18 protein-coding genes are annotated in these 22,146 nt (G+C 57.6%); 11 read left to right on the top strand and 7 right to left on the bottom strand.

Going from position 1 to position 22,146, the window contains the following annotated elements:
* Positions 1-16: 16 nt before the first annotated feature.
* Complete coding sequence (locus tag AC1Q5O_RS26420) at positions 17-1,081, bottom strand: GSU2403 family nucleotidyltransferase fold protein (RefSeq protein WP_492567008.1); 1,065 nt, start codon at positions 1,079-1,081, stop codon at positions 17-19.
* 267 nt (positions 1,082-1,348) lie between these two features.
* On the opposite strand from AC1Q5O_RS26420, the gene AC1Q5O_RS26415 reads away from it, so the two are divergent.
* The 5 genes from AC1Q5O_RS26415 (at position 1,349) to AC1Q5O_RS26395 (ending at position 10,147) form a co-directional block, all read left to right on the top strand.
* Entirely contained in the window at positions 1,349-2,644 is a 1,296-nt protein-coding gene (locus AC1Q5O_RS26415) for an amidohydrolase family protein (protein ID WP_492567006.1), read from the top strand.
* Positions 2,645-2,915: 271 nt separating this feature from the next.
* Positions 2,916-4,391 (top strand): MFS transporter, encoded by a 1,476-nt coding sequence (locus AC1Q5O_RS26410; RefSeq protein WP_492567004.1) that lies wholly within the window; start codon positions 2,916-2,918, stop codon positions 4,389-4,391.
* A 152-nt stretch (positions 4,392-4,543) separates the two neighbouring features.
* A complete protein-coding gene (locus AC1Q5O_RS26405) occupies positions 4,544-5,761 on the top strand; it encodes an aminotransferase-like domain-containing protein (RefSeq protein ID WP_492567003.1) in 1,218 nt (405 codons plus the stop codon).
* A gap of 385 nt (positions 5,762-6,146) precedes the next feature.
* Complete coding sequence (locus AC1Q5O_RS26400; RefSeq protein ID WP_492567001.1) at positions 6,147-8,723, top strand: DNA translocase FtsK; 2,577 nt, start codon at positions 6,147-6,149, stop codon at positions 8,721-8,723.
* 134 nt (positions 8,724-8,857) lie between these two features.
* Positions 8,858-10,147, top strand: coding sequence for an Hsp70 family protein (locus tag AC1Q5O_RS26395; RefSeq protein WP_492567000.1), 1,290 nt, complete (start codon positions 8,858-8,860; stop codon positions 10,145-10,147).
* Positions 10,148-10,174: 27 nt separating this feature from the next.
* Here the strand turns inward: AC1Q5O_RS26395 and AC1Q5O_RS26390 are convergent, their stop codons facing one another.
* The 4 genes from AC1Q5O_RS26390 to AC1Q5O_RS26375 form a co-directional block, all read right to left on the bottom strand.
* The gene (locus AC1Q5O_RS26390; RefSeq protein ID WP_472460170.1) at positions 10,175-10,468 is read right to left on the bottom strand and encodes a hypothetical protein; all 294 of its coding nucleotides are present in this window, start codon (positions 10,466-10,468) and stop codon (positions 10,175-10,177) included.
* A 193-nt stretch (positions 10,469-10,661) separates the two neighbouring features.
* The gene (locus AC1Q5O_RS26385) at positions 10,662-10,955 is read right to left on the bottom strand and encodes a YkgJ family cysteine cluster protein (protein ID WP_223616087.1); all 294 of its coding nucleotides are present in this window, start codon (positions 10,953-10,955) and stop codon (positions 10,662-10,664) included.
* A 5-nt stretch (positions 10,956-10,960) separates the two neighbouring features.
* Positions 10,961-11,143, bottom strand: coding sequence for a hypothetical protein (locus AC1Q5O_RS26380; protein ID WP_492566997.1), 183 nt, complete (start codon positions 11,141-11,143; stop codon positions 10,961-10,963).
* 152 nt (positions 11,144-11,295) lie between these two features.
* Positions 11,296-11,964, bottom strand: coding sequence for a TetR family transcriptional regulator (locus AC1Q5O_RS26375; RefSeq protein WP_492566995.1), 669 nt, complete (start codon positions 11,962-11,964; stop codon positions 11,296-11,298).
* A gap of 211 nt (positions 11,965-12,175) precedes the next feature.
* On the opposite strand from AC1Q5O_RS26375, the gene AC1Q5O_RS26370 reads away from it, so the two are divergent.
* Both AC1Q5O_RS26370 and AC1Q5O_RS26365 read left to right on the top strand, forming a co-directional pair.
* Positions 12,176-13,339 (top strand): efflux RND transporter periplasmic adaptor subunit, encoded by a 1,164-nt coding sequence (locus AC1Q5O_RS26370; RefSeq protein WP_403185040.1) that lies wholly within the window; start codon positions 12,176-12,178, stop codon positions 13,337-13,339.
* Positions 13,336-16,479, top strand: a complete 3,144-nt coding sequence (locus AC1Q5O_RS26365; RefSeq protein ID WP_492566993.1) for an efflux RND transporter permease subunit — start codon at positions 13,336-13,338, stop codon at positions 16,477-16,479. Before AC1Q5O_RS26370 ends, AC1Q5O_RS26365 begins: the two co-directional genes overlap by 4 nt.
* A gap of 50 nt (positions 16,480-16,529) precedes the next feature.
* Here the strand turns inward: AC1Q5O_RS26365 and AC1Q5O_RS26360 are convergent, their stop codons facing one another.
* Entirely contained in the window at positions 16,530-17,084 is a 555-nt protein-coding gene (locus tag AC1Q5O_RS26360) for a DUF3592 domain-containing protein (protein ID WP_464663417.1), read from the bottom strand.
* Between AC1Q5O_RS26360 and AC1Q5O_RS26355 the strand changes: the two genes are divergently transcribed.
* A complete protein-coding gene (locus tag AC1Q5O_RS26355) occupies positions 17,068-17,418 on the top strand; it encodes a VOC family protein (RefSeq protein WP_464663418.1) in 351 nt (116 codons plus the stop codon). The two genes, AC1Q5O_RS26360 and AC1Q5O_RS26355, sit on opposite strands and share 17 nt — an antisense overlap.
* 52 nt (positions 17,419-17,470) lie before the next feature.
* Here AC1Q5O_RS26355 and AC1Q5O_RS26350 read toward each other — a convergent pair whose 3' ends face one another.
* A complete protein-coding gene (locus AC1Q5O_RS26350) occupies positions 17,471-18,382 on the bottom strand; it encodes a LysR family transcriptional regulator (RefSeq protein WP_492566991.1) in 912 nt (303 codons plus the stop codon).
* Positions 18,383-18,507: 125 nt separating this feature from the next.
* Between AC1Q5O_RS26350 and AC1Q5O_RS26345 the strand changes: the two genes are divergently transcribed.
* From AC1Q5O_RS26345 to repB, 3 genes are all read left to right on the top strand, one after another.
* Complete coding sequence (locus AC1Q5O_RS26345; RefSeq protein ID WP_492566989.1) at positions 18,508-19,341, top strand: aldo/keto reductase; 834 nt, start codon at positions 18,508-18,510, stop codon at positions 19,339-19,341.
* 391 nt (positions 19,342-19,732) lie between these two features.
* Positions 19,733-20,932 carry a plasmid partitioning protein RepA gene (gene repA, locus AC1Q5O_RS26340; protein WP_492566988.1) on the top strand — a complete coding sequence of 400 codons (1,200 nt, stop codon included), beginning with the start codon at positions 19,733-19,735 and terminating at the stop codon, positions 20,930-20,932.
* A gap of 3 nt (positions 20,933-20,935) precedes the next feature.
* Positions 20,936-21,946 carry a plasmid partitioning protein RepB gene (gene repB / locus AC1Q5O_RS26335; RefSeq protein WP_492566986.1) on the top strand — a complete coding sequence of 337 codons (1,011 nt, stop codon included), beginning with the start codon at positions 20,936-20,938 and terminating at the stop codon, positions 21,944-21,946.
* Positions 21,947-22,146 lie beyond the last annotated feature (200 nt).

Below are 22,146 nucleotides of genomic sequence, written 5' to 3'. Positions count from 1 at the left end.
CCGGGAGGGGCTTTTTTTACCAGTTCGGCGTCAAGCTCAGAGTTTCGCCGACATCACCATCGGGCATCGGCTCAAGTTCCGGTGCCAGCTGCCGCAACGCCAGGGGGAGCGCCTGCAGGTCATTCGCCTCGAAGGACAGGTGCGGCAGTCGTGCCCGGATCAATCCGGCAACGGTTTTTGCCTGCAGTTCATCGCGTATACGTTTGGCGGCATCGCGGTCGCTGCGGCGCGACAACCACAGTTTGTGCAAGGCAAAGGCACGCGGATCGGGGCAGGTATAGTCCAGCGGGTAGCCTTTTTCATCGATGACGACAGTCGAGATTTTCGGACTGTTGACCAGCCATGTCAGGCCTTCGATTTCGATTGCCTGCAAATCCTCGTCATCGGCGCTGAAGCGCGCTTTCTCCCGCGTCGACATGCGGTCCTTTGGCGTTGGCTTGATCAGGTCGACGAGAAAGCCGTCGCGATTGGCGGCGCGATACCCATTTCTCGCCAGCGGTGCAAACGAATGATCGATTTTTTGCAAAAGCCCGATCAAACCCTTGTGGGAAAAATCCTTGCTGATCAGCCGCAGGCTGAACCGGGAGTCGAACAGCAGGTCGACATCCTGTGTCGATAAAAGCCCGCCGGTAATCTGGACACCAGCCATGCGTTCATAGGCAAAGAGCGCATTTGTGCCGACGACATCGACCGCCGTGCCGATCAATCCGGATTTTCCGAGCGCGCGGATGATGCGTGCTGTCAGAAGCGGTACCCGGCCCAAAGCCATGGCACGGTTGACGGGGGCGAGTTCATCCAGCCGCTTTGCCAGACGGGAAACGCGGGTCCTGGCGCTTTCACGCCCCGTATGAAACTGCCCGAAGATCACTTCCGTTTCGGGGGAGCGGGGCCCAAGGGATTTCCAGATGCCCTGTGTCTTCTTGTAGAGATAATCCTTGTCATTCGTGCTTTTCTTCCACGACATTGACCCGGAAAAACGCTGTTCATACTCCTTCAGACTGGTCCGGTAGACATCATAGGCCTGTTCCGTATCAATGAGCTGGCGTATTTGATCTGAAGATAATTCTCTGAATTTGCTCATTTTATCCCCAAATATTGCATTATTGGCAGTGGGAGGGATAATACACTGGTAAAACTAAATTAGAAAGTTGATATTCAAAGGATTATCCCTATTGGATAATTACTTGGTTGGAATGGGGATAATCCGTTGTCCTTCAATAACTAACGTGAGTTGAATGCGTGGGGGGCAATCGCAGTTTCCTGCAGTGCTGTTTGCCCGTTGCAGCTATCCGGTGTTTGCCTGTTAAAGTAGAGGCAGCGCAACTGGCAAAGCAGTCAAAGAGGTTCCATGCTCGATCTGAAAGTTACCAACGCAACCTTGCCTGACGGCCGTACAGGTCTCGATATCGGTGTGCAATCCGGCCGCATTGTTGCGGTTGGCGTCAATCTCGACGGGGAGGCGGGGGAGACGATCAATGCTGGCGGTCTTCTGGTTTCGCCCCCCTTTGTCGATAGTCACTTTCATATGGATGCAACGCTGTCGCTCGGCCAGCCGCGTCTCAATGAAAGCGGGTTGCTGCTCGATGGAATCCAGATATGGGGTGAATTGAAACCGCTTCTCACTCATGAAGCTGTGATCGAGCGCGCCCTGCGCTATTGCGATCTGGCGGTCACACAGGGGCTGCTGGCGATCCGGACCCATGTGGACATCTGCGACGAGCGCCTGCTGGGCGTTGAAGCGCTACTCGACGTCAAAAGACAGGTGGCGCCCTATATCGACCTGCAACTGGTCGCTTTCCCGCAGGATGGTTACTACCGCTTTCCCGGCGCTGTCGACCTGCTCAAGCGGGCGCTTGATCTCGGCGTCGATGTGGTTGGCGGCATTCCGCATTTCGAGCGCACCATGGCCGATGGCGCAGCGAGCGTCAAAGCGCTCTGCGAGATTGCGGCGGATCGCGGCCTGATGGTCGATCTGCACTGTGACGAGACCGATGATCCGTTGTCACGGCATATCGAAACACTGGCCTATGAAACCCGGCGCCTTGGTCTTGGCGGCCGTTCGACGGGGTCGCATCTGACCTCGATGCATTCGATGGACAATTACTATGTCAGCAAGCTTCTACCGTTGATTGCGGAGGCCGGTGTGGCGGCGATTGCCAATCCGCTGATCAATATCGGCATCCAGGGGCGTCACGACACCTATCCGAAGCGTCGGGGTATGACCCGCGTGCCGGAGCTTCTGGCCCATGGTGTTACCGTTGCCTTCGGCCATGATTGCGTGATGGACCCCTGGTATTCACTCGGCCAGGCTGACATGCTTGATGTTGCCAGCATGGGTCTACACGTGGCGCAGATGACGAGCCGCAGCGCCATGCGCCAATGTTTTGCCGCGGTTACTACCGAGCCTGCCAAGATTCTCAATCTGGAAAATTACGGCCTCGAAGTCGGCTGCAAGGCGGACATGGTGCTGCTGCAGGCTGCCGATGCAATCGAAGCAATCCGCCTCAAGGCAACGCGGCTTGCCGTCATCAAGGCAGGCAAGGTCATCGCGCGCACGCCGAAGCGGATCAGCACACTCGCTTTGGACCAGCGTCCCGCTATGGTTGATCCTGCAAGCTACGCGCCCTTCATTCACCAAGGATGATTTGAGTTCCATAAGATACGTTATGCGATTTTGATGGGCACCCGGGTGGGTTCTATTTCGAAGTGCAACGTCGGTTCAGGCTAGCTTCCAAGATACGCGCACTGTTTCGGGCGATTATTTTGTACCAGGTACAATGAATCACGAGATTGTATATGGATATCACATAATCGCGGGTTTATATCGGTGGTCGTTTCCCCACGGCCAGCCGCCGTTTGCAAATCCGCGACATTTTCTTTCCGATATGTACGCGCTACCGAGAGCGAACCCGACCATGTCGGACCAAATCAGTCAGGCCTCCCAGGCCAGGCCACGAACGATCCAAACGCCTGACAACAAAACAACAGGTCCGAACTTCCGCACCATAGCGCTTATCATTGCCAGCGCCATGTTCATGGAACAGCTCGACGCGACGGTGCTGGCAACGGCGTTGCCGACCATGGCACGCGATTTTGGCGTTCAGCCACCTGCCATGAGCCTGGCGCTCACCTCCTATCTCCTCAGTCTCGCCATCTTCATCCCGGCGAGCGGCAAGATTGCCGACCGGTTCGGATCCCGCACCGTTTTCAGCGCAGCAATCGCGGTTTTCGTCTTTGGTTCGATCCTCTGTGCGCAGGCCCCGGATCTGCGCTTTCTCGTTCTCGCGCGCATCATTCAGGGCCTTGGCGGTGCGATGATGATGCCGGTCGGCCGGCTCGTGCTAATGCGCAGCGTCGCGCGCAAGGATCTTGTTTCGGCCATGTCCTGGCTGCTGGTTCCCGCGCTTGTCGGCCCCATTCTCGGGCCGCCCGTGGGCGGGCTGATTGTCACCTATTTCGACTGGCGCTGGATTTTCTATATCAATGTGCCGATCGGCTGCATTGGTTTCATTCTCGTCAGGCGCTTCATCGAAGAGGTGAAGGGGGTGTCCGACGGTCCCTTCGATTTTCGCGGTCTTTTTCTTTCCGGCATTTCACTCGGCTCTCTCCTTTTCGGTTTCGAAATGGCAAGCCGCCCGGGTGAAGGTGAACTGGCAGCCGTTCTTGTCGCTGTGGGGATGGTTTTCGGTGCGGGTTATCTCGCACATGCCAAGCGGCATCCCTCGCCCATTCTCGATTTCTCGCTCATGCACGTCAGCAGCTTCAGCACGTCTGTCATCGCCGGCTCGCTGACCCGCATCACCCAGGGAGCACAGCCGTTCCTGCTGCCCCTGATGCTGCAGCTTGGCTTCGGATTTTCTGCGGCGCGCGCGGGCGGCATCGTTGTCGCCACGGCACTGGGCTCCATGATGATGAAGGCCGTTGCACCGAAAATCCTGCGGCGCTTCGGTTTCCGCGCAAGCCTTATTGTCAATGGCCTCATTGCGACGTTTGGTTACGCGCTTTGTGCAGCCTTCCGGCCGGACTGGCCCCTGCCCCTCATCTTCGCTGTTCTGCTTTGCTGCGGGTTCTTCATGTCGTTCCAGTTCACGGCCTACAACACGGTGGCCTATGACGAGATCGGACGGGAGCGCATGAGTTCTGCGACCAGTTTCTATACGACATTCCAACAGCTCATGTTGTCGCTCGGTATCTGTGTCGGCGCATTGGCCCTTTCGGGTTCAATGCTGGTTCGAAGCCATGCGACACCGGAACTTGGCGACTTCTCGGCGGCGTTTCTTGTTGTAACGGCAATCTCCCTCACCGCGACGATCTGGAATCTCCGCTTTTCACAATCGGCAGGGGCCGACATCAGCGGTCACACGAAAATGGTCAAGGCTCCCGGCGAATAGGATTGCGCAGCAGCTGGCTTTGCCCGCCCTCACCGCATCTTGATTGGTACGGTCAACAAGCCTTGCAAAATAACGGCACCAGATATGTCAGTATTGTTGACATATCTGGTGTTTTACGGTGCTATGCACCTGCGAACAAACGGGAGGAAACAATGGGCGAGTGGGATGCTCTGTACGCAACACGCACGAAAAACATGCGTGCATCCGAAATACGCGAACTGCTGAAACTGCTTGATCAGCCAGACATCATTTCCTTTGCCGGCGGTATTCCGGACCCCGCCCTTTTTCCCAAGGAAGCGATACGGGAAGCCTATGAGGCTGTTCTCAGCCAGAATGCTGACGTCGCGCTGCAATATTCGGTGAGCGAGGGATATCGCCCGCTGCGCGAATGGCTGGTGCAGCACATGGCGTCGCTCGGCGTGCCCTGCACGATCGACAACATCATCATCACCACAGGCTCGCAACAGGCACTGGACTACCTCGGCAAGTTGTTCATATCACCCGGCGATACGGTGCTCACGACCTGGCCGACCTATCTTGGTGCCCTCCAGGCCTTCAACGCCTATGAGCCGCGCTATGACCGCCTCAACCCCGAACAGGGAAACATGACACCGGCCGCTTATCGCGACAGTGCAAAGGCTGCAGGCGGTGACGTAAAGCTCGCCTATCTGACGGCAGATTTCTGCAACCCGACGGGCGAAACGGTCAGCCGGGATGGCCGCATCCGCCTGATTGAGCTGGCGCACGAACTCGACATACCGCTGATCGAAGATGCGGCCTATCAGGCCTTGCGGTTCGATGGAGAGCCCGTGCCGTCGATGCTTGCCCTCGATTGCGAACGTGAAGGACATATCGACCGCACGCGTGTGGTCTACTCCGGCAGTTTCTCCAAGACCCTTACACCCGGCTTGCGTGTCGGCTGGATTTGCGCTGCACAGCCTGTGATTGCCAAGCTGGTCCTGATCAAACAGGCTGCCGATCTGCACAGCCCGACCATCAATCAGATGACAATCCATCACGTGGCGTCCCGGGATTTCGACAAGCAGGTCGAGAAGGTGCGCAACAGCTACCGCCAGCGCCGCGACTATATGCTCGATGCCCTTGCCCGTTTCATGCCGCCAGGCGTGACGTGGACAAAGCCGGAGGGCGGCATGTTTGTCTGGGTCACCTTGCCGGAAGGCATGGACGGCGCAGGGCTCCTCGCGCAAGCGCTGCAAAAGGTGCGCGTGGCGTTCGTTCCCGGCTTTGCATTCCATGCGGACGGGACCGGCAAGAATACCATCCGGCTCAACTTCTCCTTGCCCAACAAGGAAGCAATCGAAACCGGGATTTCCCGTCTCGGCAAGCTGATTGCCGAAGAAGCCGCCTGACGGCTCATGCTGATACATGACAAAAAAGCAGCCTGATCTCAAACAGGCTGCTTTTTTGTTATCCGGGCCGTCGCTGCCCTGTCAGGAGGCGGCAACAGGGAGAGCGTTTGCAGCCATCAGTAGCAACTTATTAACCTTCATTTTCTATTCGATTAGGCAAGTTTACGAGCAACATCCAATCGCTTCGCTTGCAGGTATCATGCGTATTCCAAGAACAAATTTCTCAATGAAGTCAGACGATTACGTAGACGAATATGGCGATGCGCACGAATCGCCGGCGTCTGCACAACCGCCTGTGGCACAAAAGCCCCCCGTACCGGAGGCGGTGCAACCGCCAGCTCCCGCCCAGGCGGCTCGAAATAGTGTGCCAAACGGTTCGGGAAACATGCGCACTCCTGCTGCTTCGCCCTATGAGCCGGTCTCCACCCGACGTTCCATCGAGGCCCCGGCGTCAACCACGCCCAGCGGTGGGATGCGCGCGCCTGCACGTGCGCCGATTACACTTGAGCCGGATATGGATCCCACGGCTCCCATTTCGAAGCGGATGTTCTCCCTGTCGGCCAATGTGCGTTTCACACGCACCCCCGATACCGTTCTGCAAAAGCACCGCAACGGGGCCGAAAGCGCAACGTCGGCACCTGCTCCCAAAGTGGAAAGGCCTATCGCCGCGCCAAAGGCGGCCATCCCGGCGCCAACCCCGAAGATTCCTGCTGCTGCTCCGGCGGCTCCCAAGCCGGTCGCTGGCGAGACTGTTCTTCGCAAGGCCCCTGCCCCGGCGCAGTCCGGTTTGCCGCGGCCCCCGGCATTCGACACAAATTATGCACCGGCGGTCGTCACGCACGCACCAGCCGCTCCCGTTGCGCGTGAGGCCCGGCCAAGCCTGCAAACAAGCGGTGCGCAGCCAATTCCACAAAAATCCGGAACGCTGGACTACCTCTCGGATTATGCATTCTGGGAATCGATGGAGTTCTCGGGCGGCTTTGTTGCTACCCCTGCAGCCTCTGCGTCGAAGGCTGTACGCAAGATCGCACCCGATGCCATTACCGCGCTGTTCCGTGTTGTCGAGCTCCGGCAGCCACACGCCACCACCGCTCCTGAGACCACAGTGCCCGCAGCGCCGGCTCCCTTGCCTGCCGCACCGGTTATTCCGGTTGCACCGGTGGCAGTTGCAGCTGCCACACGGCAGCGTCAGGCCGATCCGGTCGCGGAAAGCGCCGCTGTTATGAATCCTGCGATTGATGTGCAAGAGGAAGTGACCCTTATTCCCGCTGCGGCGGCACCATTACCGCCGGAAGAAGCGGCCGTTGAAGAAAAGCCGTCGCGGCTGCAGGTAACGGTGCGCCAGGAGAAGCCCGCTATCGTGCCGACCCGCCTTACACCGCCTGCCGTACAGTCCTATGGTGAGATGTATGAGCGCCCGCCGCTGTCGTTGCTGCAGGAACCGGCGGAACGCGCGGAAGTGATCATTACGCAGGAAGCGCTGGAACAGAATGCTGGACTTCTTGAAAGCGTGCTTGAGGACTTCGGCATCCGCGGCGAGATCATTCATGTGCGCCCCGGACCGGTGGTGACATTGTATGAATTCGAGCCGGCACCCGGCATCAAGTCCTCTCGGGTTATCGGCCTTGCCGATGATATCGCTCGTTCGATGTCGGCCTTGTCTGCCCGTGTGGCGGTGGTGCCCGGACGCAATGTCATCGGCATTGAACTGCCGAATGCGACGCGCGAGACCGTGTACTTCCGCGAAATGATCGCTTCGCCGGATTTCGAGAGTACCAAGCTCAAGCTGGCGCTCTGCCTTGGCAAGACCATTGGCGGTGAGCCGGTTATTGCTGAACTCGCCAAGATGCCGCATCTGCTGGTTGCCGGTACAACGGGTTCGGGCAAGTCGGTTGCGATCAACACCATGATCCTGTCGCTCCTCTACCGGTTGACGCCGGAAGAGTGCCGCCTGATCATGGTCGACCCCAAAATGCTCGAACTGTCGATCTATGACGGTATTCCGCACCTTCTTACCCCTGTTGTGACCGACCCGAAAAAGGCGGTCATGGCACTGAAATGGGCTGTGCGGGAAATGGAAGACCGTTACCGGAAGATGTCAAAGCTGGGCGTGCGCAATATCGACGGCTTCAATGCCCGCGCTGCCCTTGCCAAGGAAAAGGGCGAGACGGTGATGTGCACCGTCCAGACCGGCTTCGACAAGGGGACGGGCGAGCCCATTCACGAGCAGGAAGTCATGGATCTGACGCCGATGCCCTATATCGTTGTCATTGTCGACGAGATGGCCGACCTGATGATGGTGGCGGGCAAGGACATCGAAGGCGCCATTCAGCGCCTCGCCCAGATGGCCCGTGCTGCGGGTATCCATCTGATCATGGCCACGCAGCGTCCGTCGGTCGATGTCATCACCGGCACGATCAAGGCGAACTTCCCGACCCGTATTTCGTTCCAGGTGACCTCGAAGATCGACAGCCGCACGATTCTGGGCGAACAGGGTGCAGAGCAGTTGCTCGGTCAGGGCGATATGCTGCACATGGCGGGCGGCGGGCGCATTTCCCGCGTACATGGCCCGTTTGTCTCCGACGAGGAAGTCGAGCGCGTGGTCGCGCATCTGAAGGCGCAGGGTCGTCCGGATTATCTTGATACGGTCACTGCCGACGAGAGCGAAGAGGAAGAACCGGAAGCGGAAACCGGCGGTGCGGTTTTCGATAAGGGAGCTGTTGCGGCGGAAGACGGAAATGAACTCTACGACCAGGCGGTCAAGGTGGTCATGCGCGACAAGAAGTGCTCCACGTCCTATATCCAGCGGCGTCTGCAGATCGGCTACAACAGAGCTGCATCGCTGGTGGAGCGCATGGAAAAGGAAGGGCTTGTCGGACCGTCCAATCATGTCGGCAAGCGGGAAATTCTCTCGCACAGCCGGGACAATGCCCCGTTCAGCGCTGCAGATAGCGTGGAATAACCTGTCCGAATAAAACGCACCTTGCGTCGGCACGTTTGCTATGTCATGACGCGCGTCCTTGATTTGGGCGCGCTGGGCCCATTCGACGGGCTTTGTCCCGATTTCTGACATTCATGGCATAAAGGAGCGCGGCAATGGCTCAGGCGCTGGGTTTCGACTTTGGCACAACCAATACGGTTTTGGCATTGGCGGATGGGACAAAGACACGCTCGCTATCCTTCACCAATGCGACCGGCACAGCCGATAGCATGCGCACGGCACTATCCTTCATGAAGGACCCTCTTGCCGGTGCGGCGGCATTGAAGGTTGAGGCCGGGCACGCGGCGATCCGGCAGTTCATCGATAACCCCGGCGAATGCCGCTTTCTGCAGTCGATCAAGACATTTGCCGCGAGTGCCCTCTTCCAGGGCACGCTTGTCTTTGCAAAGCGCCATTCGTTTGAAGACCTGATGGAAATTTTTGTGCGCCGGTTGCGGAGCTACGCCGGTAACGATTGGCCTACGGACGTCAGACGCATCGTGACCGGCCGGCCGGTGCATTTCGCCGGAGCCAATCCGGATCCCGCCTTGGCAACGGCGCGTTACAACGAGGCGCTCACCCGGTTCGGTTTTCCTGAAATCCATTATGTCTACGAGCCGGTGGCGGCGGCTTTCTATTTTGCCCAGAACCTTAAGGCCGATGCGACCGTTCTTGTGGCGGATTTTGGCGGGGGTACGACCGACTATTCACTCATTCGTTTCGAGACGCACGGCGGAAAGCTCAGCGCAACGCCCATCGGCTATTCCGGTGTCGGCATTGCCGGCGATCATTTCGACTACCGGATGATCGACAGCATCGTCGCTCCGCAGATCGGCAAGGGAAGTTTCTTCAAGAGCTTCGACAAGACACTCGAAGTCCCGTCCTCCTATTATGCCAATTTCGGCCGATGGAACCAGTTGTCCATCTTCAAGACATCCCGGGAGTTTTCCGAACTGAAGAAGCTGGTGCGGTCCAGTCTGGAACCGGAAAAACTTGAGACTTTCGTCGATCTTGTCGACCATGATGAAGGTTATCCGCTGTATCAGGCCGTATCGGCTACCAAGATGGCGCTATCGACTGCTGACGAGGCTGAGTTCAATTTCGAACCGCTCGGCCGCGGCAGCCGCAAGCTCATCAAGCGCAGCCAATTCGAGGGATGGATTGCCGGTGATCTCGCCCGCATCGAAGGCGCACTTGACGATGTCCTTGAACGGACCAATACGGTGGCAGGTGAAATTGACAAAGTGTTCCTGACGGGCGGGACATCGTTTGTCCCAGCCGTGCGACGCATATTCACTGAACGTTTCGCGCAGGACCGGATCGAGACAGGCGGCGAACTGCTCTCGATCGCGCATGGGCTCGCGCTCATCGGCGAGCGCGACGACATCCCGCAGTGGACTGCATAAACGCTGCCCGGCCCTAGCGGCCGGATATCAGATATCAAATGTGCGCCATGCCGGCTTTGGATCGGCCCCTGGTGTGTGCTCGGCGGTGTTGCAGAAGGTCAGGGGTGTCTTGCCGTCTGCCCTCTGGTAAAATTCTGGATTTGCCGTGGAAGCGGTTATCGTCATGACATCTGGCCATTCGGATTCGTATCCAACGGCGGTCGTGGCAATCAGCGCGGCGCACAGTGCCAGACTCAACAGGTAAATGCGCCCCAGATTTTGCGGTCCTTCGGTGCGTTCCCTTACATATTCCGGTTCACGCTCGACATTGCTTCTATGCATGATGACTCTCCGGATAGTTTGAATTGGATGCAGGCAGTACAGTTCGAAAGGCTGCGGGAGTTACCGCCGCAATCGGGGCAAGTTTTTGACCGATCCGGACACATCGGAATCACATCTTATTGATGGAAATCATGCGGTGAATTTTAACGTCTCCGCACCGCGCTGGATGCGGCATATGTTGCGAGGTTCAAACTCAGAGGTTGTGGGCCTTGCGTGCCATAAGGCATTCCGGATCGCCCGGCATGCAGGAGCGGCACACTTCGGGCCGCACGTCGTAAATTCCGCAAGCGGTGGTCTTGCCGATTTCACCAGTCAATGCGGAGCAACGGACACCGACACATCGCATGCCGCTTTCATCACTGGCAACATATTTGGCTGGAATAAGCGCAAGCTGCGCGTCGTCTTCCGTGGAAAATCGCGGCCACTGGGATGAGTAGCAGCAACAGGCGCCGCAGGATTGGCAATCAAAAATCTCGCCTGCCTCCATACGCCTTATTTGCCCTTGCGTTTGCGCGCCGGCGTCTTGGGTGCCGCATTGAAGAGATCATTGTCGCCTGATCCGGTTTCGGTTTCCGAAGAAGACGCAGCCGATTCAAGCTTTTCAGGCTTGGCAACTTTTGCTGGTGCAGGGCTTTCGGTGATTGCCGGGTCTTTGGCGGTAAACTTGATGGCCATGTTCAATCCTCTCGTGTTCGCCCTGATGAGCGATACGGATTGCCAAGCAGACCGACAGCGCAGGAAGGGAGCCGTTGTTTACTCCGTATGTGGCACCGATACTAGGCTTGGGGGCCATTTATCTGGGGAAGCAGCATGAGACAATGGGATGATCACGACACCACCAACTGCCTCTTGACCCTGATGACAGGCGCATCAACAGGGGTGTCCTTCTTGCGGAAGGAGTCGACAATCGCGGTCATCGTCATTGTCCCGGCGGCTACCAGGTCGAAATTCTTCTCGAGCCGCATCCACTCGAACAGCAGCCCGGACATCGTGCTTTGCAAGGCGCGCGCCGCAATGTCCGGATGCCAGGCGGATGACAGCATGCCGCGCTTCCTGGCCAATGTCGTCAAACGCAACAGCATGTGATGAACCTCGTCGTTGAGCGCACGCAACCGCTCCAGGACCTGCGCCATTTCACCGACGTACTCACAACGCTGGGTGATGATCGTGAAAACCCGCTGTTTTCTCGGATCGCCCGCAAAATTCTCAAGACAATAGATACCGGCATCCAGGGCAATATCGAGAGGGTTGGCGTTCTCGCAATAGATTGCCTTGGTAAGAAGATCGTCCTGTGGCAGCCGCACACGCTCGACAACTTCCTGATAGAGTTCGATCTTGTCCTTGAAGTGGAAGTAGATGGCGCCGCGCGTTACGCCGGCATGTTCGGCAATCTGGTTCAGGGTTGACCGATTGACACCATGTTCCAAGAAGACCGTCTCCGCGGAATCCAGAATGGCTTCCCGCGTTGCTCCTGCCTCGGCTTTGGTCCTGCGCATAATGCCTCCTTGCTCGGGTGATCCCTCCGGGGATGCCGGGACATCGTCAGCGAGCTATCCGATGGCGGCCATTCGTACCGCTGGTTCGATAACCCAAACGTGATCGCGTCCGGTCGATTTTCCGACACAATATCACGCTTTCGTTTATTTACAATCACGGATGTATGTTTGTACATGCACCCAGATATTCCTCGGACAAGCGAACCCTCCCATGACTTTGCTCGGTACCCGTTTTCTCAGTCTCGTTTTTTTTGCAGGCGCGACGCTGGCACTCAATTTGCCGGCTAACGCCCAGCAGGCAGGCGGCAAGGCCCCTCCCCCGCCACAAGTAACGGCGGTTGCCGTTCAGCCGGAGGAAGTGGACCTGTCCTACCAATATGCGGCGCGGATTACGGCATACCGTGACGTGCAGGTGCGTGCCCGCGTTGGCGGTATTCTCCTGAAGCGGAATTTCATCGAAGGGTCGGAAGTGAAAGCCGGCGATCTGCTGTTTGAGATCGATCCGGCGCCTTACGAAGCGGAGCTTGCCCGCGTCCAGGCCCAGCTGCAGCAGGCTCAGGCTCAGTACGCCCAGTCCATACGGGATGCGGATCGGGCGCAGACACTGGTGGACCAAAAAGTGCAGAGCACCGCGGCGCGCGATACGGCAGTATCGACACGGGATTTGAACGCTGCAGCGGTTGCCGCGGCAAAGGCGCAGGTCAGGACAGCAGAACTCAATCTGCAATATACGAAAGTGACTGCGCCCATCAGCGGTGTGACAACACGCGAGCAGGTTTCGGAAGGCAGCCTGATTGGAACAGATGCGGCTTCCAGCCTGCTGACATCGATTACCCAGACCGATCCGGTCTATATCAACTTCTCCTTTACCGATACGGAAGCGGCGGAAATCCGCCGTCTGCTGGACGAGCGCAAGGCCAAGGGGCTCGAAGCCAACAAGCTTGCGGTCAAACTCTCCTTTGGCGACGGCACGGTTTACAATCATCTCGGAACCATCGATTTCACCTCAAGCAGTCTTGATCTGGAAACGGGCACGCTGGGTGTGCGTGCCATCATCGACAATCCGGATCGCCGTCTCCTTCCCGGCCAGTTCGTCCGTGCGACGGTGACGGGTGTGACGGTGAACGATACGATCGTCATTCCTGAAGCGGCCTTGATGCAGGGACCCAAAGGCCAGTTCGTCTATATCGTGAACAATGAAGGCAAGGCGGAAGTCCGGCCGCTCAATCTTGGTCAGCAGGTCAACAAGGGCTGGATCGTACTTTCCGGCCTCGCCGCGGGTGACCGTGTGGTCACGGAAGGTGTCATCAAGGTCAAACCGGGACAACTGGTTTCGGCGACTGACAGTGTGAAACAGGCGCTGGTGACCCAATGAACCGGTTCTTCATCGACCGGCCGGTTTTTGCGGCCGTCATTTCGATCATCATCGTTCTCGCTGGCATTGTCGCAATAAGGGTGCTCCCGATTGCCCAGTATCCGGAACTGACGCCGCCGCAGGTGGTGGTCAGCGCCAATTATCCGGGCGCCAGCGCCGAAACCATCGCCCAAACCGTTGCATCACCGCTGGAGCAGCAGATCAACGGCGTCGAAAACATGCTCTACATGCAGTCGACCAACTCGGCCAGCGGCCAGATGCAGCTGACGGTAACCTTCGCGCTGGGTACCAATGCTGACCAGGCGACGATCAACGTCAACAATCGCGTGCAGCGCGCGACATCGACCCTGCCGCAGGACGTGACCCGGCAGGGTGTGACAGTCGCCAAGCGCTCCACATCCATTCTCGGCCTTGTCGCGATGTTTTCCGAGGGCGGCCAGTATGACCGCACCTATATCGGCAATTATGCGCTGCTGAACGTTGTCGACGATCTGAAGCGCATTCCGGGTGTCGGCGACGCGCAGGTTCTCGGCAATCCCAATTATTCCATGCGCATCTGGCTGCGCCCCGACAAGCTGGCACAATACAGTTTGACCCCGACGGATGTGGCAACGGCCATTCGCGAGCAGAATTCCCAGTTCGCCGCGGGGAAATTCGGGGATCAACCCGATCCTCAGTCCAATGCCTTCACCTATTCCGCCACAACAATGGGTCGCCTGCCCGATGCCAAGGCGTTCGAAAACATCATCCTGCGTTCGTCGCCCAATGCGGCAACCCTGCGGCTGGGTGATGTGGCCCGGGTGGAACTCGGAGCGCAGAGCTATGCGGTGGACAGCAAGCTGAATGGAACGCCAGCCATCCCTATTGCGGTCTATCTGCAGCCGGGCGCCAATGCGCTCAACACGATGGAAGCCGTGCGTAGCCGCATGGATGAGCTGAAAGCCGCCTTCCCCACAGGCATGGACTATTCGATCCCTTACAACACCACCAAATTCATCCAGGCGTCGATCGATGAAGTCGTGACCACTTTCATCGAGGCGATCATTCTCGTCGTGCTGGTGGTCTTCATCTTCCTGCAGAACTGGCGCGCCACGCTTATTCCGGTCATTGCCGTTCCAATCTCGATCATCGGCACATTTGCCGGCATGTACGTGCTTGGCTTCTCCATCAACCTGCTGACACTGTTCGGTCTCGTGCTGGCGATCGGTATCGTGGTCGACGATGCGATCGTGGTGCTGGAAAACGTCGAACGTATCATGTCGACAGAAAAGCTGCCGCCGCGCGAGGCGGCGATCAAGGCGATGAGCGAGGTGACCGGACCCGTTGTCGCCATCGTTCTGGTGCTGTGCGCAGTGTTCGTGCCTGTTTCCTTCATGGGCGGGCTTGCCGGCGCCATGTACAAGCAGTTCGCCGTTACCATCGCCATGTCGGTGACCATCTCGGGCATTGTCGCATTGTCGCTGACGCCGGCGCTCTGCGGTCTGATCCTAAAACCGGGGCATCATGAACCGGCCCTGCCCTTCCGTATCTTCAACCGGGCTTTTGACCGCGTGGCATCAGGCTATACCTCGGGCGTTCGCTTCCTGATCAAACGGGTCGCCATCGGCTTGACGCTGTTTGCCTTCCTGATCGGCGGCACTGCCTATATGTTCTACAAGATACCGGGCTCGCTTGTCCCTGATGAAGACCAGGGTGTGCTTCTCAGCGTTGCCGTGCTGCCGCCGGCGGCTTCCCTGACGCGAACCAAAGCGGCCATGGAGCAGTCATCACAGAATCTGGCGAAGCATCCTGCGGCCGAGAACGTCTTTGCCATCGCCGGTTTCGATCTCCTCTCGGGCGGGCAGAAGTCCAATGCCGGCACCACCTTCCTCACCCTGAAGGACTGGAGCCAACGCAAGACGCCGGAACTCGATTCCCGCAATATGGCGGGTCCGATCATGGGGATGAATGCGGGTATCAAGGACGCCATGGTGCTGGCGTTCAACCCGCCGCCCATTCAGGGATTGAGCACGACGGGCGGTTTCGAGCTTTACGTGCAGAACCGTACGGGGAGCGACGTGGCCAAGCTGACCGACGCCACAAATAAAATCGTCGAGGCCGCATCCAAGCGCCCCGAACTCACGAGCGTGAGAACGACGTTTGATCCGAATGTGCCGCAGTACCAGCTTGATCTCGACCGCGACAAGGCCAAGGCGCTGAATGTCCCGATCAATTCTGTCTTCGATGCCATGCAGGCGTCCTTCGGCAGCCTCTACGTGAATGATTTCACGCTGTATGGCCGCAACTATCAGGTCAACCTGCAGTCGGAAGCGGATTTCCGCCGTACGCCCGATGACCTGCGCCAGGTGTTTGTGCGTGCCAATTCCGGCAGTATGATTCCGCTCAGCGCCCTGGTGACCGTCAAGCGCATTGTTGGTCCGGATCAGCTCGAGCGGTTCAATGCCTTCAGCGCCGCCAAGGTGACCGGCAATCCGGCACCGGGTTACACATCGGGCGATGCCATCAAGGCCATGCAGCAAGTGGCCAAGGAGACGCTGCCCGAAGGCTTCCAGATCGCCTGGACTGGGTCCTCCTTCCAAGAGTTGGCAACGAGCGGTACAGGCTCGCAGGCGATGATTTTCGGCATCATCATGGTGTTCCTGATCCTGGCGGCCCAGTATGAAAAATGGAGCCTGCCGCTGGCGGTCATCATGGCGGTGCCTTTCGCACTTTTCGGTGCCTTGGCCGCGACCATGCTGCGCGGATTGACCAATGACGTGTACTTCCAGATCGGCATGGTGACGCTGATCGGTCTTGCGGCAAAGAACGCCATCCTGATTGTCGAATTCGCCGTCATGAAACGCCAGGAAGGCTATTCGGCGGCAGAAGCTGCCATCGAGGCCGCACGGCTGCGTTTCCGGCCGATTGTCATGACTTCCCTCGCGTTCATTCTGGGTGTTGTGCCGCTGGCCATCAGTTCAGGTGCCGGTTCGGCAAGCCGTCATGCGATCGGTACGGGCGTTATCGGCGGCATGCTGGCGGCGACCTTTATCGCGACATTCTTCATCCCGATGTTCTATCGGCTTATCGCCTGGAAAGACCCGGGCAAGAAGAAATCATCCCTGCCCGATACGCAACCGGCGACGGCGCCAGCTGAGTAGCAGATGAAGCCCCCTCCCCGCTCTGGATCGAGGGGGCTTTCTTTTTCCAGTTAAGATTTTGCTTGTGATGTTTGCTTGTGCCGAGACTTTTGCACGCGCAGATAGAACGCGGTCGTAAAACCCGCAAAGACCACGCAGAGCCCACTTGTGATGACCACCCCTCCCCACAAGGAGAAGAAACTATCGATCTCGGCCGATTGCGGTTCATCGGGATCATAGAAGACGGTAACGATTTCGTTGCGAGCAAAGGATGGTGGATAGGAAGCACTTGTCGACTTGAATTCGATTCTGGTGCCATCCGTTGTCATGAACTCGACCATGGGCCGAGAAAGAGCAGGTCCCCCATTCCCGGGCGACTCCATCAGCATTTCAACGACGCGCCCCTGAGCCTGTTGCGCGTGAACGATGAAACGATGTGCGTGTATCGCCAAATAACCTGAAACTCCGAAGAGAATCAGCGTCACGGCGAGAAAAACGGGTTTGGCGATTGTTGAGCCACGCATGGGCAGAGTTTTTAATGAACTTGGCGTATAGATCAAGTCGGCGCTGAACGCTAAGAAGGCGGCTGGCGATACGTGGGAGGAAGCGATGGCCGTTCGACGCATAGTGCCAAATCTCAAGGCATCCGATCCTGAACTTGCCAGGAAATTTTATCAGGAATTGCTCGATCTCGACGTGGTCATGGATCACGGCTGGATACTGACATTCGCCTCTGACGTGACCTCCAGGCCGGAAGTAAGTGTGGCAAGCGAAGGCGGTTCAGGCACCCCCCTCCCCTCCCTTTCCATCGAGGTCGATGATGTCGACATCATCTATCAGCGGGCAAAAGCAGCCGGACTGGAGATTCCATACGATATAACCATTGAGCCATGGGGCGTGCGCCGCTTCTATGTCTGCGATCCCTTCGGAAATATCGTCAATATTCTCTCACACGGCTGAACCCATATTTCGGTTAACCATTTAACTATATGATTTTAAAACAAGATAGTTCTTATACGGTCATGTCCGCGGGGTTACTTTCCACTAGAAAGTCGATGAAGGCGCGAATGCGGGCAGCCATATGCTCATGTCCGGCGAAGACGGCATGGATAAACTCCGTGTCTTCCGGATTATAATCATCGAGAACCGGTACGAGTGTACCAGCATCCAGATCCTTCTGCACGTGAAACTGGCCAATGCGCGCCAGTCCCAGTCCTGCAATCGCCAGCTGGCGCACGCTCGATCCGTTATTGGCCTTGAAGTTGCCTTTCACCGCGATGGGGCGAATGCGCTCCTCCCCCGGATAACGGAACGCCCACTCATCCATGCTGCGGCGAAAGTTGAACGTCAGGCAATTGTGCTGTGCCAGCTCGTCCGGCGTCTGCGGAACACCGTGCTTGGCCAGATAGTCCGGCGCAGCCACGATCACGCGGCGGCTCTCGCCCAGTTTGCGCGCCTTCAAACCCGAGTCGCGCATCGGGCCGGTGCGGATGGCCACATCCGCGCGCTCTTCGATGATATCGATGACACCATCCGAGAGTGACAGGTCCAACTCGACATCGGGATAACGCGCCAGGAAAGCCGGCACCAGGGGAACAATGCAGCGCGTCCCGAAACCCACCGACGAGTTGACGCGCAACAGACCACGCGGAACGGCCGCGCCGCCCGAGGTCATCAGCCGTTCCGTCTCCTCGATTTCGGCAATGATACGCACCGCGCGCTGATGATAGGCCTCGCCTTCGGGCGTCAGCTGCAGTGCCCGCGTCGAGCGAACAAGCAGGCGCGTGCCGAGACGCTCTTCGATCCGGGTGATCAGCTTGCTGATGGCAGAGGGCGACAGACCAAGCCGTTCGGCCGCGGCGGTGAAACTGCCGCGCTCAACGGCTTCCACGAAAACCTCCATCTCGCCTGCGCGATTGTTCACGGCAAACACCTCGGCCATTCATATGAATTCATTTCACAGACCATAGTTTATTTTACTGCATTATAACAGCAATGGGTTTGCGCCATATCTCGGTCAGTAACCGTAGAATAACACAGGAGAATACAATGCATTCCGTTTCAGCCTATGGTGCCTCGATACCCGCTCTGGGCTTTGGCACGTTCCGTATGCCCGGTGCCGATGTTCTGCGCATGGTGCCGCATGCGCTCGAACTGGGTTTCCGCCACATCGATACTGCGCAGATCTATGGGAACGAAGCCGAGGTCGGCGAAGGTCTTCTCAATTCGAGTGTTGCACGCCGTGATGTATTTCTGACAACCAAGGTCTGGGTTGACAATTATCGGCATGATGCCTTCGTTGTCTCGGTCGAAGAGAGTCTGAAAAAACTGAAGACCGACTATGTAGACCTTCTGTTGCTGCATTGGCCCAACAGTGCAGTGCCGCTTGCCGAACAGATCGGCGCCCTGAACGAAGTGAAGGCGGAGGGCAAAGTGCGCCATATCGGAGTGAGCAACTTCAGTACGGCGCTGATGGCCGAAGCGGTGGCGCTGACCGATGCACCGCTGGTGACCAATCAGGTAGAGTATCATCCCTATCTCGACCAGAAGCCCGTCATCGATGCGGCGCGAAAGGCTGGCCTGTCGGTGACCGGCTATTACGCGATGGCAGACGGCGCTGTCTTTGCCGATTCCGTGCTCAAGGATATCGCTGCGCGCGAAGGAAAAACCGTTGCCCAGATTGTGCTGCGCTGGATGGCGCAGCAGAGTGGGGTGATTGCTTTGTCCAAGACCGTGAGCGAGGCACGTGCGATCGAAAATTTCGCCGTTTTCGACTTTGCGCTCAGTGATGCGGATATGGCGGCCATCCATGGACTTGCGCGCACGGACGGCCGTATCGTCAGCCCGAGCGGTCTGGCTCCGGTATGGGATAAAATTACATAAGCAAGGCCGCAGGCAAGAAAGCTGCCTGTGATGCGATGAAACTGCAATTCACCTCCGTTGTCTTTGCATGGGAGGTGAATTGCCTGATACCTGTTATGATGCGAGGAATGGTGATTCCATTTCATTTGTCGAAGATCAGGTAATGTTGCGATTGTCCGGCGTTGTACGCGTACAACTTATCGGCAACGACGGCCATCTGCCAGTGGGGGAATCGCGGGCAAGCATTCCTGGAATTGGTTGTACGCGTACAACAGCGGTGGCTTCCTGGGGCGTCAGCCCACTTAACTGTTGGTTAACCTAAAACAGTTTGCCACAAAAAGAGAATCTCTCCATATTGTAATCAGCGCATATTTTTAAAGTTTGGACCAAAATGCGCGGATGAGAGGTTGAGATGCTTGATCAGAACCCGGCAGATGTGCCCGCAACGACGTTGCGGTCGTTGATCGCATCTGACGCTGAAGATTTGGCGCGGCAGCTGCAAGCTCATCAATCACGCATTTTCCCGCCCACGGCGCAGAAGACAATTCGTCTTTTCACGCCGGCCGAGGCTGCAGACTTCATCGGCATTCATGAGGGGTATCTGCGCCAAATCGTGGCGGAGGGTCATGGCCCTGCGCCGCAACCCAATGGTCGCAGGCTCTATTCCGTCAATGACCTGGAAGAACTGCGCCGTCTGCTTGATGCCAACGGCAAGAGTGCTGCCAAATATGTGCGGCATCGTCGCGACGGTGAAAAGCTGCAGATCATTTCGATCATGAACTTTAAGGGCGGAAGCGCCAAGACGACGACATCCGCACATTTGGCGCAGTATCTGGCGCTGCGGGGATATCGCGTGCTTGCCATCGACCTCGATCCGCAGGCTTCGCTTTCCGCCATGTTCGGGCACCAGCCGGAACTGGATGTGGATCAGAACGAGACGTTGTACGGCGCCATCCGCTACGGCTCCGACCGCAGGCATATCACCGAAATCGTTCGTGCAACCTATACGCCGAACCTGCACATCATTCCGGGCAATCTGGAATTGATGGAATTCGAGCATGAAACGCCGAAAGTTCTGGCGGACAAGCGCCCCGATACGATGTTTTTCTCGCGGATCGGTGAATGTCTTGCCGATATCGAATCCGCCTATGACGTGGTCATCCTCGACTGCCCGCCGCAGCTGGGCTTCCTGTCGCTGTCGGCCCTTTGTGCGGCAACCGCCATCTTGATCACGGTTCATCCGCAGATGCTGGATGTGATGTCGATGTCGCAGTTCCTGCACATGACCAGCGATCTGCTTGCCGTGGTGGAGAATGCCGGCGGCAAGACCGACTATGACTGGATGCGCTATCTGGTGACGCGCTTTGAACCGAATGATGGCCCGCAGAACCAGATGGCGGGCTTCATGCGTTCCATTTTCGGCAATCGCGTTCTTGAGAACGAAATGCTGAAATCCACGGCGATTTCCGATGCCGGCCTGACCAAGCAGACGCTCTACGAAGTGGACCGTTCGCTGTTCACGCGCGGCACCTACGATCGCGCACTGGAAAGCCTGACATTGGTCAATGGTGAAATCGAAGAACTGCTCCGTAGAACGTGGGGAAGGAAGTAACCCATGGCGCGCAAGAACCTGTTTGAAATGACGCCCGATACCGCTGAACCGGAAGCTGCGGCACCTGTGAGGACAACGCTCGGCCGGCCTTTGCTGGGCCTTGATCGTCCATTGCGCCCGGCCAGCCCCGTTGGTGCAATCTCCCAATCGCTGGACGGCATATCCGCCAAAGCGCAGCGCGCGGAAGAAATTGAAAAGCGCCTTGCCGAGGGGCAGGCGATCATCGAGCTTGATCCTTCGCTGGTTGATGCCTCGTTCGTTGTTGATCGTCTTGGCGTTGATGCGGAGGATCAATCCGGTCTGGTCGACCAGATTCGTGAACACGGCCAGCAGGTCCCGATCCTGGTGCGCCCGCATCCTGAAAGGGCAGGGAGGTTTCAGGTTGCCTATGGTCACAGGCGTCTGGCTGCCATCAAGGAGATCGGCGGGACGGTCAAAGCTGTTGTACGCGATCTCACCGACGAGCAACTGATCGTCTCGCAGGGCCAGGAGAACAACGCCCGCACGGACTTGTCGTTCATTGAACGGTGCTATTTTGCGGCAAAGCTGGAAACCAAGGGGTTCGGCCGCGAGACGATCATGTCGTCACTGGGCGTGGATAAAGCGGCACTGTCGCGGATGATTGCCCTGGTAAGGCGTGTGCCATCGCCACTTATCGAAGCGATCGGCCCGGCTCCGTCTTTTGGGCGGCAACGATGGGCAGAGATCGCTGATATGGTCGAGGACAGGGCCAAGCGCATGCGGGCCCTCAAGCACGTCGAAGATGCAGATTTTCTCGCAGTCAGGAGCGATGCCCGCTTTCAGATTATCTTTGATCTCCTCAAGATCAGCAAAGACAAGCCGCGTGTGACGGCCTGGACTGCGCCTGACGGAACATCTCCGGCGAAGATCAAGGAGACCGATACGGCGCTTAGTATAGCTTTCGACAAACGGAGTGGCGCGCAGTTCGGCGCTTTTGTTGAGCGCAAGCTGCTGACTTTGTTTGAAGAATTCCGGAAGGAAACAGGAGACTAGACACCGCAAAAGAAAAAAGCTCCCGAACGTTGCCGTCGCGGAAGCCCTTCTCACAGTGTGGTAACTTGAGAATCGCATTTCCGGGAATCAGTGTCAAGACATTTTGGCGTCGTTTGGGCGGATGGATTTCTTTTGCCTATTGAAAGGTAGAAGACGATGCAGTCGGGGAATGCATTCACGACGCCGTTCGGGCGGCGATC

The organism is Phyllobacterium sp. MT110 (assembly GCF_058792715.1).
This window is presented reverse-complemented; position numbering and strand designations above follow the sequence as displayed.

What these genes read in the sequence shown, in the direction of transcription:
- AC1Q5O_RS26345 (WP_492566989.1), top strand. Translation starts at nt 18,508, where the DNA reads ATGCATTCCGTTTCAGCCTATGGTGCCTCGATACCCGCTCTGGGCTTT.
- AC1Q5O_RS26395 (WP_492567000.1), top strand. Translation starts at nt 8,858, where the DNA reads ATGGCTCAGGCGCTGGGTTTCGACTTTGGCACAACCAATACGGTTTTG.
- AC1Q5O_RS26365 (WP_492566993.1), top strand. Translation starts at nt 13,336, where the DNA reads ATGAACCGGTTCTTCATCGACCGGCCGGTTTTTGCGGCCGTCATTTCG.
- AC1Q5O_RS26400 (WP_492567001.1), top strand. Translation starts at nt 6,147, where the DNA reads ATGCGCACTCCTGCTGCTTCGCCCTATGAGCCGGTCTCCACCCGACGT.
- AC1Q5O_RS26355 (WP_464663418.1), top strand. Translation starts at nt 17,068, where the DNA reads ATGGCCGTTCGACGCATAGTGCCAAATCTCAAGGCATCCGATCCTGAA.
- AC1Q5O_RS26385 (WP_223616087.1), bottom strand. Translation starts at nt 10,955, where the DNA reads ATGGAGGCAGGCGAGATTTTTGATTGCCAATCCTGCGGCGCCTGTTGC.
- AC1Q5O_RS26410 (WP_492567004.1), top strand. Translation starts at nt 2,916, where the DNA reads ATGTCGGACCAAATCAGTCAGGCCTCCCAGGCCAGGCCACGAACGATC.
- AC1Q5O_RS26360 (WP_464663417.1), bottom strand. Translation starts at nt 17,084, where the DNA reads ATGCGTCGAACGGCCATCGCTTCCTCCCACGTATCGCCAGCCGCCTTC.
- AC1Q5O_RS26390 (WP_472460170.1), bottom strand. Translation starts at nt 10,468, where the DNA reads ATGCATAGAAGCAATGTCGAGCGTGAACCGGAATATGTAAGGGAACGC.
- AC1Q5O_RS26415 (WP_492567006.1), top strand. Translation starts at nt 1,349, where the DNA reads ATGCTCGATCTGAAAGTTACCAACGCAACCTTGCCTGACGGCCGTACA.
- AC1Q5O_RS26405 (WP_492567003.1), top strand. Translation starts at nt 4,544, where the DNA reads ATGGGCGAGTGGGATGCTCTGTACGCAACACGCACGAAAAACATGCGT.
- repA (WP_492566988.1), top strand. Translation starts at nt 19,733, where the DNA reads ATGCTTGATCAGAACCCGGCAGATGTGCCCGCAACGACGTTGCGGTCG.
- AC1Q5O_RS26380 (WP_492566997.1), bottom strand. Translation starts at nt 11,143, where the DNA reads ATGGCCATCAAGTTTACCGCCAAAGACCCGGCAATCACCGAAAGCCCT.
- repB (WP_492566986.1), top strand. Translation starts at nt 20,936, where the DNA reads ATGGCGCGCAAGAACCTGTTTGAAATGACGCCCGATACCGCTGAACCG.
- AC1Q5O_RS26375 (WP_492566995.1), bottom strand. Translation starts at nt 11,964, where the DNA reads ATGCGCAGGACCAAAGCCGAGGCAGGAGCAACGCGGGAAGCCATTCTG.
- AC1Q5O_RS26420 (WP_492567008.1), bottom strand. Translation starts at nt 1,081, where the DNA reads ATGAGCAAATTCAGAGAATTATCTTCAGATCAAATACGCCAGCTCATT.
- AC1Q5O_RS26370 (WP_403185040.1), top strand. Translation starts at nt 12,176, where the DNA reads ATGACTTTGCTCGGTACCCGTTTTCTCAGTCTCGTTTTTTTTGCAGGC.